At 71.4% G+C, this 14,514-nt stretch carries 4 protein-coding genes; 2 read left to right on the top strand and 2 right to left on the bottom strand.

The features are described from left to right. Positions 1 to 88: 88 nt before the first annotated feature. Together ACFYY1_RS38530 and ACFYY1_RS38525 are read right to left on the bottom strand one after the other, a co-directional pair. Complete coding sequence (locus ACFYY1_RS38530) at positions 89 to 8,872, bottom strand: SDR family NAD(P)-dependent oxidoreductase (RefSeq protein WP_388594186.1); 8,784 nt, start codon at positions 8,870 to 8,872, stop codon at positions 89 to 91. Between the two features lie 196 nt (positions 8,873 to 9,068). Beyond that, positions 9,069 to 9,983 (bottom strand): menaquinone biosynthetic enzyme MqnA/MqnD family protein, encoded by a 915-nt coding sequence (locus ACFYY1_RS38525; protein ID WP_388594185.1) that lies wholly within the window; start codon positions 9,981 to 9,983, stop codon positions 9,069 to 9,071. Between the two features lie 399 nt (positions 9,984 to 10,382). On the opposite strand from ACFYY1_RS38525, the gene ACFYY1_RS38520 reads away from it, so the two are divergent. Next, complete coding sequence (locus tag ACFYY1_RS38520; RefSeq protein WP_388594183.1) at positions 10,383 to 11,408, top strand: TauD/TfdA family dioxygenase; 1,026 nt, start codon at positions 10,383 to 10,385, stop codon at positions 11,406 to 11,408. Between the two features lie 6 nt (positions 11,409 to 11,414). Continuing rightward, entirely contained in the window at positions 11,415 to 14,435 is a 3,021-nt protein-coding gene (locus tag ACFYY1_RS38515) for an amino acid adenylation domain-containing protein (RefSeq protein ID WP_388594181.1), read from the top strand. The last annotated feature ends 79 nt before the right edge of the window (positions 14,436 to 14,514 follow it).

The following is a 14,514-nucleotide window of genomic DNA, read 5'->3' as shown; positions in this document are numbered from 1 at the left end:
CGCTCTGCCGTCCAGCAGTTGTGTCGTTCGGCAGTCGCGTCGCTCAGCCGCGTCGCTCAGCAGTCGCGTCGCTCAGCAGTTGCGTCGTTCAGGAGGCGCTGAAGCGCTGGTCGATCAGCGCGAACAGCTCGTCGTCCGTCGCGGAGTCCAGCTCCTCACGCATGTCTACCGAGTCGGCCCCGTCGGCCCCGTCGGCTCCGTGGGGCCCATCGGGTACGTCGGAGTTCTCCGCCACGGCGGCGAGCGCCTCCCGGGCCTCGCGCCACTGCGATGCCAGGGCCTTCAGACGGTCCGCCACCTCGTCCATCGCCTCGCCGTCGGGGGCCAGTTCCCGAACCCGTTCGGGGGTGAGCGCGGCGAACACCGCCTCCAGCCGCTGCAGTTCCGCACCGGGATCGGCCGGAGCCGGAGTGGGGCCGGCACCGGCACCGGCACCGGACGGAGCCGCCAGGCCGAGGACGTGGGCGGCCAGGGCTTCGGCCGTCGGGTAGTTGAAGATCAGCGTCGGGGGCAGCCGCAGGCCCGTCGCGGCACCGAGCCGGTTCCTGAGCTCGACGGCCGTCAGGGAGTCGAAGCCCAGTTCGCTGAAGGTCTGCTGCGGTTTGATCCGGTACCCGGGCGCGTGGCCGAGCACCGCGGCGGCCTCCATGGTGACGACTTCCAGCATGGCGCCCCGGCGTTCCTCCGGGTCGAGCGCCTCCAGGTGGGTCCACAGCGACTCCTCCGACGCGGACCCGCCCGATTCGTTCGCGGCCCGTCGCGGTGCGACACGTACGAGCGACCGCATCAGGTGCGGGACGACGCCACTGTCCGAGGCCGCACGGCGCCATTCGGGCAGGTCGAGCAGGACAGGGACGACGGCGGGCTCACCGGACGCAACCGCGGTGTCGAACAGTTCCAGCCCCTCGGCCGAAGACATCGGCACCATTCCGGACCGCCTGAGCCGTCGTACGTCGGCCTCGCTCATCCTCCCGAACATGCCACCCTCGGCCCACGGCCCCCAGGCGAGGGAGGTGGCAGGCAGCCCTCGGGCCCGGCGGTACTGCGCCAGCGCGTCCAGATAGGTGTTCGCCGCCGCGTAGTTGGCCTGGCCAGGCTGCCCGACCACGCCGGAGACCGAGGAGAACAGGACGAAGAAGGAGAGATCCAGGTCAGCGGTCAGTTCGTGCAACTGCCAGGCCGCGTCGGCCTTCGGGCGGAACACACCCGAGAGGCGCTCCCCGGTCAGCGAGCCGAACACCCCGTCGTCGAGGACGCCCGCGGTGTGCACGACACCAGCGAGCCGGCCCGTGGCACGTATTCCGCCGACGAGCGTGGCAAGGGCCTGCCCGTCCGCCACATCGCACGCCTCGAAACGGGCCGAGGCGCCGAGGGCTTCCAGTTCGGCGACGAGTTCGGTGGCACCCGGTGCCTGCGCGCCGCGCCGGCTCACCAGGACGAGATCCCGCGCACCCCAGGATCCGGCGAGGTGCCGGGCCATCAGGCCGCCGAGCGTGCCGGAGGCACCGGTGACGAGGACCGTGCCCTCGACATCCGGGCGCCCGGCGGCAGCGTCATCCGTCCCGGTGGGGGCCGTCCGGATCAGGCGGGCGGCGTGGAGCTGTCGGCCGCGCACGGCGAGCTGCGGCTCTCCGACGGCGACGAGCGCGCCCGGATCCAGATCCTGATCGTTGCCGTGAGCATGGCCGTGGTCGTGGTCCAGGTGCGTATCGATGAGAACGATGCGGCCAGGGTGCTCGGACTGGGCGGAACGTACGAGGCCCCACACAGCGGCGGCACCGAGGTCCCGCACCTCCTCGCCCTCGATCGCAACAGCACCACGAGTGGCCACGACCACCCGCTCGTCCTCGGGGCGCTCCTCGGACAGCCACACCTGCAACCGTTCCAAGGCCCGCGTCACCCGGTGGTGTACGTCGGCCACGACGTCCACTCCATCGGCCGGGCCCGGCACCTCGATGACATCGGCCTCCGCGGCCGCGCCGGCGACCGGCCGAGCCGCGTCCAGCGGGCTCCAGCCGATCCGGTACAGGGACCGGGCACCCTCGCCGGAACCGTGGGTCCGTTCCACCAGCTGTTCACGCGTCACGGGCCGCAGCGCCAACGAGCCGATGGAGGCCACGGCAGCACCCGTACCGTCCGCGAGCACGATCGAGGCGCCCGAACCTTCCGGGTCCGCCGGATCAACGGTCCGAGTGATCCGCACCCGCAGCCGCTCGGCACCCACCGCGTGCAGCCGTACTTCGCTCCAGGCGAAGGGCAGCCCGGCACTGGTGCCCAGGCCCATGGGATGCAGGGCGGCGTCCATGAGCGCGGGATGAAGCCCGAAGCCGTCAGCGGCGCCGCGCAGCGCCTCCGGCAGTGCCACCTCGGCAAAGACCTCGTCGCCGCGCCGCCAGACGGCGCGCAGGCCGCGGAAGGCCGGCCCGTACTCCAGGCCGAGTCCGGCGAGCTCCTCGTAGACGGCATCGACCTCGACCGCGACGGCCTCGGTGGGAGGCCAGTCCGCGAGCGTCTCGGCGTCCGCTGCCGAGGCGTCTGCCAGCACACCCGAGGCATGCGAAACCCAGGTGCCACCGATGTCGGCGGCGGCACGCGAGTGGACGCGGACGACACGCCGCCCATCCTCCGCCGGGGCCTCCACCGCGATCTGCACGACTACGGCGCCCTGTTCGGGCAGGACCAGCGGAGCCTGCAGGGTCAGCTCCTCCAGCACTGCGGCACCCACCCGCTCGCCCGCATGAAGGGCCCACTCGACCAGGGCGGTACCCGGGACGAGCCGCGTGCCCATGACGACGTGATCGGCAAGCCAGGGGTGCGAGGTGACAGCAAGGCGCCCCGTGAAGAGGGCCGAGCCGGCACCGGCCATCTCGGTCATTGCACCGAGCAGCGGGTGTCCGGCCGATTCGAGGCCGAGATCGCCAGGGTCCCCCGCCGAACCGCCTGAGGACACCAGCCAGTAGTGCTGGTACTGGAAGGCGTAGGTGGGCAGGTCGGTGCGCCGGGCGCCTGTGTTCGCGTAGTAGGCCGTCCAGTCGACGGCCTTGCCTCGGACGTGGAGTTCGGCCACGGCTGCGACGAGCGCTTCGGTCTCGGTGCGGTTCTTGCGCAGGGCCGGTACGAAACCTGCCTGGTCGTCGGTGACGCAGGACTGGCCCATCGCGGAGAGGACACCGCCAGGGCCGAGTTCCAGGTACGTCGTGACGCCCTGGGTTTCGAGGTGGCGTACCCCGTCGAGGAATCGGACCGCCTGGCGGACATGGTCCACCCAGTAGCCGGCCGTCAGCAGCTCCTCACCGGCGAGTTCGCCGCTCAGGTTGGAAACGATCGGCAGCCTCGGTGCGTGGAAGGTCAGGCCCTCCGCGATGGTCTTGAACTCGGCGAGCATGGGCTCCATGCGCGGCGAGTGGAACGCGTGACTGACCCGGAGCCGCTTCGTCTTCCCGAAACCGGACGCGATCGCGAGTACGGCGTCCTCGTCACCGGAGATGACGACGGAGTCCGGGCCGTTCAGCGCGGCGATCGACACACCGTCGACCAGCAACGGCAGGATCTCCGCCTCGGTCGCCTGGACGGCCACCATGACCCCGCCCGTCGGGAGCGCCTGCATCAGACGCCCACGCGCCGCGACCAGCGCCGCCGCGTCCTCCAGCGACCACACACCCGCCACATGCGCGGCGGCCAGCTCACCGATCGAGTGCCCGAGCAGGTAGTCCGGGGTCACCCCCCAGTGCTCCAGCAGCCGGAACAGCGCCACCTCAACAGCGAACAACCCCGCCTGCGTGTACACGGTCTGGTCGATCAGCTCCGACCCACCGAACACCACATCCCCGACCGGCTCGTCCAGATGCCGGTCCAACTCAGCGCACACCGCGTCGAACGCGTCCGCGTACACCGGGAACGCCTCATACAGCTCACGCCCCATCCCGGCCCGCTGCGAACCCTGACCCGAGAACAAGAACGCCGAACGGCCACCCCGCACAGCACCACGCACCACACCCGGCACCGACCGGCCCTCGGCCACCGCCCGCAGCAGCGCCTCACGGTCCTCGCCGACCACCACCGCACGGTGCTCGAACGCCGTACGCGTCACAGCCAGCGAGAAACCCACATCCAGCACCGGAGCAGCGCCGCCCACCAGACCGAGCAACCGCTCCGCCTGACCCGCCAACGCCTCCTCCGACCTCGCCGACAGCACCCACGGCACCACCGGCAACACAGACTCATCAACCGGCATCTCCACCGATGCCGGCTCTTCCTGCGCCTGCTCCAGAATCACGTGCGCGTTCGTCCCGCTGATCCCGAACGACGACACACCCGCCCGACGCGGACGCTCGCCCACCTCCGGCCACTCCCGCGCCTCCGCCAGCAACTCCACCGCACCCGCCGACCAGTCCACCTTCGACGAAGGCGCATCGACGTGCAGCGTCTGCGGCAACACACCATGACGCATCGCCAGAACCATCTTGATCACACCCGCGACACCCGCCGCAGCCTGCGTATGACCAATGTTCGACTTCAACGACCCCAACCACAACGGCCGACCCTCCGGGCGACCCTGCCCATACGTGGCCAACAACGCCTGCGCCTCGATCGGATCACCCAGCTTCGTACCCGTACCGTGCGCCTCGACCGCATCGACCTGATCGCCCGAGAGCCGAGCACTGGCCAGGGCCTGGCGGATGACACGCTGCTGCGACGGACCGTTCGGAGCCGTCAGACCGTTCGACGCACCGTCCTGGTTCACGGCGGAACCGGCGACGACCGCCAGCACCTGGTGGCCGTTACGGCGGGCGTCGGAGAGCCGCTCGACCAGGAGCATGCCGACGCCCTCGGACCAGCCGGTGCCGTCCGCGTCGTCCGAGAACGGCTTGCACCGGCCGTCGGCGGCCAGGCCCCCCTGGCGGCTGAACTCTATGAACGAGCCGGGCCCCGCCATGACGGTCACACCGCCCGCCAGTGCCAGGTCGCACTCCCCCGCCCGTAGTGCCTGGGCCGCCAGGTGCAGGGCGACCAGCGACGACGAACAGGCCGTGTCCACCGTCACCGCCGGGCCCTCCAGGCCCAGGACATAGGAGACGCGGCCGGAGGCGACGCTGCCTGCCGTGCCGGTGCACACGTATCCCTCGGCCGCACCGAGGGCGGCACCGGTGTCACTGGCGTAGTCGTGGTTCATGAGGCCGACGTAGACGCCGGTCCGGGTACCGCGCAATGAGCGCGGAGGGATGCCCGCGCGCTCCAGGGTCTCCCAGGAGGTCTCCAGGACAAGGCGCTGCTGCGGGTCCATCGCGAGGGCCTCGCGCGGCTTGATGCCGAAGAAGTGGGCATCGAACTCGGCGGCGTCGTGCAGGAATCCGCTGTCGCGGACGTACATCGTGCCCGGGTGTTCCGGGTCGGGGTGGTAGAGGGCGGTCAGGTCCCAGCCCCGGTCCTCGGGGAAGGGCGTGATGCCGTGGCCGCCGTCGGCGACCATCTGCCAGAGGTCGTCCGGTGATGCGATGCCGCCGGGGAGCCGGCAGGCCATGGCGACGATCGCGATCGGCTCGTCAGCAGCATCGGACGCAGCGGAAGGTGCGGAAGTAGCGGAAGTTACGGAGGTGGCGGGAGCAACGGTGGTGTTGGTGCTGATCAGGAGTGCGTGGAGGTGGCGGGCGACGGCTTCCGGTGTGGGGTGGTCGAAGGCCAGGGTGGCCGGGAGGACGAGGCCGGTGGCGGCCGTGAGACGGCTGCGGAGCCGGACGGCCGCCTGGGAGGTGAAGCCGAGGTCCTTGAACGCCCGGTCCGGCTCGATCTCGTGTGCCGTGGGCAGTTGGGCGACCTCGGCGGCTTGGGTACGGACGAGTTCGAGGAGGCTCCGCAGCTGTTCATCCTCGCTGTGGCCCGCGAGCTCGTCGCGCAGTCGCCGTACGGTTGCGGGTTCGGGTGCTGCGGGCTGCGGCGCGGGCTCGGCCGTCGCGGTGGCATCGGGGTCCGCGACGAGGCAGTGTTCGTCGTCGAGCAGCAGTGCGGCGTCGAACGCGGCCGTGCGTGCGCGGCCCGTGAGGCCGGCTCCGGTCGTCAGGGCGAGAGCGGGCAGGCCGCGTGCGTGGCGCTGGGCTGCGAGGGCGCGCGCGAACGCCTCGGCGGCGGGACCCGTGCCCGGCGGGGCGATCAGCAGCAGGCGGGCGGGCCCGGCGATGTGCTGGAGCGGCAGGGTGGTGTCGACGGCCGCGCGCAGCCCGGCGGGAAGGGTGTGCACCACGAGGGAGAGGGCGTGCGGGATCAGGGTGGCGAAAGCGGCCGGGTCTGCGTGATCGACGGCGGCGGGGTCGACGGCGATGGCGGTGATCTCGGCTTCCGTGTCCGCCAGTTCGGCGCTCAGGGCCGTCGCCGCGTGCTCCTCGGTGGTGTACGGCAGCACGACGCGCCGTACACCGTGGGCGTTGACGAGGTGACGGACGAGGTGACGGACGAGGTCGGCCCTGGCCGGGTCCCCGGCACCGGTGACCAGGACCGTGCCCCGGGGGTCGAGTGGGCTGTCGGAGGATGCCCCGGACCCGATGTGGGCGATGTCGCGCAGCCCGGGGACGAGAATCCGGCCGTGGCGGACGGCGCCCTCACCGACGCCGCTGTCGACGGCGTCGAGGAGAACGAGCAGGTCCTGCTCCTCGGGTGCGAGCAGGTCCTGGCCCTCGGCGACGGGCGCTTCCAGGTCGATGCGGGTGCAGCGGCCGGGGTGGCTGTCGTCAAGGGTGCGCAGGGCACCGCGTGCCGCTGCCTGGGCCGGGTCCCGGAGCGGGTCGCCGGGACCGGTGGACACCGCGCCGTGGGTGACCACGACGAGTCGGGCGGCCTGGAGGGCGCCGCACGCGAGGAGTTCGTCGACCGCCCCGGTCAACTCGTCCACGACGGCGACCGGATCCGGGTGAGCCAAGGCGACCGGGTCGGTGTGCGCGAGGGGCAGGAGCAGGACCCGGTCGGGCGGCGCGGCACCGGCGGCCAGATCGGCGATGAGCGAGGCCGCATCGGGATGGGTACGTACGGTGGCCCCCGCGTTCCGCAGCGCGGACACCAGGCCGGGTACGGATGCCGGCCCGGGTACGGACGCCGGCTCGTCGCCACGCCCTCCGAGCACCGCCCAGCTCCCCTGCGCTGCGGTCCGGCTGCCGCCGGACGTGGCCGGGAGGGGGGACCACCGAGGGCGGTGGAGGATGTGGTCAGCGGTGGACGCGGCCAACAGGCGGGCGGGGTGGTCGAGCAGGGCGTGGCGGGTGATCTTGCCCGAGGCGGTACGGGGGATCCGGGCGACGGCGTGGAACTCGTGCGGGGCCTTGAAGTACGAGAGGTGGGTCCGGCAGGCGGCGAGGAGTTCGGCGGGGGCGGGCAGTCCTTCGGGGCCGGGCACGAGGAAGGCCACCGGTACTTCGCCGAGGACGGTGTCCGGCTTCCCGGTGACGGCGACGTCGGCGACGCCGGGCAGGGCGCGCAGGACGTCCTCGACCTCCGTGGGGTGGATGTTCTCCCCACCGCGGATGATGAGTTCCTTCAGTCGGCCGCTGATGGTGATGTGGCCCGACGGGGCGCGGCGGGCGAGGTCACCGGTCCGGTACCAGCCGTCGGTGAGTACTTCGGCGGTGGCCTCGGGCCGGTTGTGGTATCCGGCCATCACGTTGGGGCCCTTGACCCAGATCTCGCCCTCGGCACCCGGTGCGCTGTCCCGTCCGGAGTCGGGATCGACGAGCCGTACGTCGAGGCCGGGGACGGGCAGGCCGCAGGAGCCCTCGACACGGGGGCCGGTGGCGGTGTTCATGGTGATGGCGCCGCAGGCCTCGGTGCTGCCGTAGAGGTTGAGCAGCGGTACGCCGTACGCCGATTCGAAGGCCGTCTGGAGCGCGGCGGTCGTGATGGCGCCGGCGACCATGCAGGTGCGCAGTCCGGTGCCCCGGAGCGACTGTCCGTCGGCGGCGTCGACCAGATGCTGGTAGAGGGCGGGGACGCCGGCGAGGAAGGTGGCGGACTCCTCGCGCACGGCGGCCGCGACGTCCTCGGCCGAGAAGCCGTCGAGGATACGGGCGGTGGCGCCGACGGCGGTCACGCCGACGACGCACGCGATGTGGGAGAAGCTGTGGAAGAGCGGGAGCGGCCAGACGACCCGGGCGTCGGCGGACAGCCCCGCGATCGGCGCGTACGAAGCGGCGACCGACCACAGGGCGCTCCGCTGGGTGGAGAGCACGCCCTTGGGTTTGCCGGTGGTTCCGGAGGTGTACAGCTGCCAGGTGATGTCGTCCAGGCCGAGGGAGTCCCGGGCGGGGGTGACAGGTTCGGTGGTGGCGAGCGTCTCGTAGCAGACGGTGCCGGGTCCCACGGCGGGTTCCGGGAAGGCGGTGTCCGGAACGACGACCAGAACAGGCGCCCGGCCCCCAGCGCCCGCAGCTTCCCCAGCACCAGCACCAGCAGCGTCCCCAGCAGCGCCAGCACCAACGCCGGCACCACCAGCCCCACCAGCCCCACCGGCGCCCCCACCCCACCCCGCGCGCCGGACCTGGTCGACATGTGCCGGGTCGGTGATGACGGCGCGGGCGCCGCTGTCGGCGAGGATGTGGGCGAGCTCGGTGTCGGCGGAGTGCGGGTTGACGGGGACGCCCACGGCCGCGGCGCGGATCGCCGCGAGGTAGCTCTCGACGGTCTCGACACGGTTGCCGAGCAGGATCACGACACGGTCCCCGGGTTCCAGCCCGAGGGCCGCCAGATGTCCGGCGAGCCGACCGGTGCGCTGCTCCAGATCTGCGTACGTGACGGCCCTGCGCGCGTCGCGGAATGCCGTTTTCCCAGCGGACCGTTCGGCGTGCCCCCGCAGAATTTCAGGGAATGGGCGGATCAGCTCGGCACGCAGCATGTCACCATATCCGTCTCTCGATTCGGCGCCTCTTGGCCTCGGCCCGCTCGGCCCGCTCGGCCCACTTGGCCTGCTCGGCCCTCTTGCGCCTGCTTACGCCTTCTTGCGCCTTCTTGACCCAGCACGCCGAGCGGCGGACTCCGGTCCGGAGTGTTGCGGACAGTTTGATCCGCCGGGATACGGGGCTGAACCCCTGTCACCCCCTGTTTTGCCCCTGCGGATGCAGTCCGAGGACGTCGATCCGCAGATCCGTGGGGAATCCGGCTTCCGGTCCACCGACCCTGCGTGCGAACTCGGTGAGGGCAGCGAGTTGCCGTGGTCCGAAATCAAAGTCGAGGCCGTTGAGGTAATAGTCCTTCAGCGTCTCCGAAGTGAACGTCTCCCATTCTGCGGCCTGTTCGCAGATCAGGTCGATTTCCTGCAGGGAGAGGTCCCGCGCGATCCTGAGGTCCTCGTGGACGCGGTGGACGATTCCGGGTTCGCGGGCCAGGAATTCCCGCCGGACGGCCATGACCGCGAAGACGAAGGGCAGTCCCGTCCAGTCCCGCCACATTCCGCCGAGGTCGTGCACCTGCAGGCCGAGTCCCGGGGCCTCGTACAGGGCGGCGCGCAGCGCGACATCGCCGATGAGCACACCGGCCTGGGCGTCGCGCATCATCACGTCGAGATCGGGTTCGGTGACCTCGTACCGGGGGCGCACCCCGATCTGCTCGCCGAGCAGCAGCTGGGCGAGGCGGACGGAGGTGCGGCTGGCGGAGCCGAGGGCGACCTTCGCGCCGTCGAGCTCGTCGAGCGGCACCTTGCTGAAGATCAGGCAGGACTGCACGTCGCCATCGCTGCCGATCGCGATGTCCGGCAGGACGACCAGGTCCTCGGCGTGCTTGAGGTACTCGAAGACGCTGATCGGGCCGATGTCCAGCCGGCCCTCGGCCAGGGCGGCGCTGAGGATTTCGGGGCTCGCCCTGGTGACGTCGAGGTCGAGCAGGCTGCCGGTCTTCGCCAGGCCCCAGTACAGGGGCAGGCAGTTCAGGAACGAGATGTGGCCGACACGGGGGCGGTTCCGCTTGAACGTCGCGGCCCGCCCGATTTCGCCGAACTCACCGAACCCCATTCCAGCGAATTCTCGGTCCGCGCACTCCAGCGATCCGGAGAGCTGCGAAGGTTCTATTTCCGTCGTCTGTGCGCTCAAGGTTATCAACGCTTCCGATTGCTCGAATTCTGAATCCCTGACCGTGGCCGACAGGCTGCCGGAACTTGTTTTTGGCGAATTTATCGGCCGCCGCCAAAGAGCTGTGAGAGCAGCCACCGTAGCGTGCCTCCGAGAGCGAACTCCGGTTTCCTGAGTGGCACCAAGTGTCCTTGCAGCAAGTGTCCTTCAACGGTAGGGGTGACACCCCTACCGATAAGGGTTGCCCACGTTTCTGGGCGCTCGTAGCCTGCTCGAAAAGCACTTGGCATTCGCTCACGACATCTCGACAACGAATGGAGACTTATGTCTTCCCATACGGAGGTGGCAAGCATCGTCGATCCGGTCTTGCACCTGGACGATGCGGAGAAAGCCGAACTCACCGCCCTGGCCGAAGAGCTGTCCGGTACGGCTCCCCGTCTGATCGACGACCCCCGCTGGATCGCCGCCGCGCGCTCGCTGTCGAGCGAGCTGCCGGCCAGACTGCGGGCCCGGCTGCGGGAGTTCACCTGGGATCCGGGTACCGACGCGATGCTGCTGCTGCGCAACCTGCCGCAGCATGCGCCCGGCGAGACACCGGCCACGCCGTCCGTCGCCGGCTCGGTGCAGCGCACCGTCACGGTGCCGGCCGCGGCTCTCGCCCTCATCGGCATGGCTCTGGGCGAGGTGGTCGCCTTCGACAAGGAGAAGTCCGGCGCCCTGGTGCAGGACGTGGTGCCGGTGCCCGGGATGGAGAGCTTCCAGGGCAACGCGGGCTCCGCCAAGCTGAACATGCACACGGAGAACGCCTTCCACCCGCTGCGTCCGGACTTCGTCGGCCTGATGTGTGTGCGCAACGACCACGCGAACGTGGCGAAGCTGCGCATAGCGTCGGTCCGCCGCATCGTGCCGTTGCTCCCGGAGCCGGTCCGGGCGATCCTGCACGAGCCGCGTTTCACGATTGCCGCACCGGCGTCGTTCGCCATGCCGCCGGGCAGCGAGGAGCCGCGCGGTGTGCTGACCGGCAGCGTCGACGACCCGGACCTGACGGTCGACTTCAGCAGCACGACGGCGCTGGACGACACCGCGGCCGATGCTCTGCTCCTGCTGGAGAAGGCGGTCGACCACAGCTATCAGGAGCTTCTGCTTGCTCCGGGCGACCTCGCGCTGGTCGACAACCGGATGGCGTTGCACGGCCGGAACGCGTTCCAGCCGCGCTATGACGGCGCTGACCGCTGGCTCCAGCGGATTTTCGTACACATCGACCACCGGAGGTCGCGCGCGTCGCGGCCGGACGGCGGCCAGGTGCTGCAGAGCTCGACACCCGGCCCGCTGAACAATCCGGGACCGCTGAACACCAAGGAGAGGTAGCAGACCATGCCCATCGGGGCGGACCCCACCATCTACAGTCGGCCGGTCTCCCCCATGGAGGCCTGGTTCCTGGTCTATCCGGACTCGGTGCCCGGTGTCATGCATCTGTTCGTGCAGGGCACCGGGCTCATCAGCCGGCCCGAGCTGGCCGCCGCCGTCGAGCGGGCGGCGCGTTCCTGCCCCGGTACCCGTCTCACCCGTACGGGCATGACCTGGACGGACAGCGGTGAGGCACCGGCCGTGCGGGAGCTGCCCGAAGGCAGCCTGGACCCTGCCGCCGACGCACCGGACCTGCACCGCCCGCTGATGGGCGACGGCGGTCCCACCTGCGAGGTACTGCTGTCGGGGCACCCCGGGGGTACGCACATCGTCTTCCGTGCCTTCCATGGCGCGCTCGACGGCAAGGGCCTGATGTTCTGGGCCGAGGAGGTGTTCCGGGCGCTGCGCGGTGAGCCGCTGCTCGGGGCGCCGGACGCGGTGAGCGAGGCGCAGCTGCTCGACCGGCTCGACGCGGCGGGCGTGAAGTCCTCCCCCGGTATCCAGGCGGATCTGGACTGGCCGTCCGCGCTGGGCCCCCGGGCCGCCGGCGGCGAGAACCGGGGCTTCTTCTGGCGCCGCCGCACCATCGACGGATCGCACCCCGGTGCGGTCGCCAAGGTGGCGCTCGCCATCGCCCGGGCCCGCGGTGTGCGGACCGGGCGTTTCATGGTTCCGGTGGACCTGCGCCGTTACGCGCCCGAGCTGCGCTCGACAGGCAACCTCACCCACAACCCGCTGTTCGAGGTGGATGCCGACGCGGGGTGGGAGGAGGCACATGAGCGGATGCTGACGCTGCTGGCCGAGGGGCACGACCTGGCGGCCCGCGCCGACACCGTCATGACGTCCGTGCCACTGGACATCCTGCGCCGTCAGATCTCCGAGCTCGACGCGTACTCGGCCGCGCAGAACAAGTACTCCGCCCTCGCGACGCTCTCCAGCATGGGAAGGATCACCCCGGACGCGCTGAGCACCCCGGCCTTCCGGGCCACCGACGTCTTCGCGCTGCCGAACTCCGGTCCGGTCGGTCCGCCGGAGGTGGACCTGCTGGAGTTCGACGGCCGTACGGAGATCACCATCGGCTGGCACGACGGCCCCGGGACCGCCCAGCGGGCCCAGGCGCTTCTCGACGCGATCGAGGAAGAGCTGTCGCCCGCTCACCGCAGGGAGTGGGCGGGCAACGCCCCGGCCCTGCCGCCGGCCCGGACCGGGACGGTGGTGGAGCAGTTCGAGGCGCAGGCGGCCCGTACGCCGGACGCGATCGCGCTGAACGGGCCGGAGGGGCCGGTCAGTTACGCGGAGCTGAGCCGCAAGGCGGACGCGATCGCGGCGGAGCTGCGGGACCGGGGGCTGGGCCGCGGTTCGGTCGTGGGTCTGGCGGCGGGCCGGACCGTCGCGGCGATGGCGGGCATCTGGGGCGTGCTCAAGGCCGGGGCGGCGTATCTGCCGCTGGACCCGGCCCACCCCGACCAGCGCCTGTCCGGGCTGCTTCGGGACGCCCGCGCGAGCGTGTGCCTGGTCGACCGGGCGCTCGCCAAGCGTGACCTGGTGCCGGTGGGCTGCGAGGCGGCGGTCCTGGAGGATCTCGCCGGCCGCGGGGGCCGCCCGGCCACCGGCAGCGACGGCGGCGTACGGCCCGGCGATCTCGCGTACATCATCTACACGTCCGGCTCGACGGGCCGCCCCAAGGGTGTGGAGATCGAGCACGCCCAGCTGACGGTGTTCGCCGACTGGGCGATCCGTACCTACGGTGTGGACGACACCACCTGCTACCCGCTGTTCACCTCGCTGGCGTTCGACCTGTCCAACACGGCGCTGTTCCTGCCGCTGCTGGTCGGCGGTTCCATCGCCCTGGTCCCGGACGACCTCGACCACGTGGTGCTGCGGGAGATGCTGACCTCCTCGGGAGCCAACGCGCTCAAGCTCACCCCGACCCACCTGGACCTGATCAGCCGGCTGGGGCTGCGGCCCACTGGCTTCCGTACGGTCGTCGCGGGGGGCGAGCTGCTGCGCGGCTCGGTCGCCGCGCGGGCACAGGAGATCTTTGGCCCGCAGTGCCGCATCTTCAACGAATACGGTCCGACGGAGACGACGATCGGCTGCATGTCCCGGGAGTTCGACCCGGCGCGCGATGCCGAGCTGCCGTCGGTCCCGATCGGCCTGCCGACCCCCGGCACCCACATCCACCTGCTGGACGCGCGCGGCTGCTTCGTGGAACCGGGCGAGGTCGGCGAGATGTTCCTGGCCGGGGACCAGCTCGCCCGTGGCTACCGGGGCCGCCCCGATCTGAACGCGGAGCGCTTCCTGCGCCTCGCCGACGGCACCCGGGTCTACCGCAGCGGTGACCTGGCCCGGCTGCTGCCGTCCGGCGAGCTGGAGTCGGCGGGCCGCACCGACGAGCAGGTCAAGGTGCACGGCCACCGGGTGGAGCCGGCCGAGATCGCCCACACCCTGGAGGAACACCCCGCGGTGGCCAGCGCCTTCGTGGCGGGCCTGCCGCGCCCGGGGACGACCGACAAGGCGCTGTACGCGTGGGTGGTGCTCGACGACGCGGAGGTACCGACCGACGCGCTCGCCGCGTACGTCGCCGAGCGGCTGCCGCGCTACATGGTCCCCGGCACGACCCTGGTGATCCCGGAGCTGCCGCTGACGCCGAACGGCAAGGTCGACGTCTCCGCCCTGCCGACCCCGTTCGCGACATCCGGGGAGCCGTCGCAGGAATCGGAGCCGGCCGGGGAACGTTCGGGCATCGAGGCAGCGGTGGCGGAGATCTGGTCCGACACCCTGGGCCTGCCCGCGACCCGGCTGGGCCAGGAGCCGGACTTCCACGCCCTGGGCGGCGACTCGGTGACCCTCCTGACGATGCTGGCACGGGTGGCCTCGCAATTGGTGCCCCCGGCGCGGGAGAAGGAGTTCATGTCCCACCTGGCACGCTTCATCGCCCGCCCGACCCTCCGGCACGTCACGGAGGTCGCGGAGAGCCTGCGCTGACGTACGCCCCCGGCGTGGAAGAGCACGACCCGCGACGGCTCAGCGCCGTCCGCAGCCCCCGCAGGCACTGCGGGGGCTG

The organism is Streptomyces sp. NPDC001890, assembly GCF_042891445.1.
In the GTDB taxonomy this organism is placed as follows: domain Bacteria; phylum Actinomycetota; class Actinomycetes; order Streptomycetales; family Streptomycetaceae; genus Streptomyces.
This window is presented reverse-complemented; position numbering and strand designations above follow the sequence as displayed.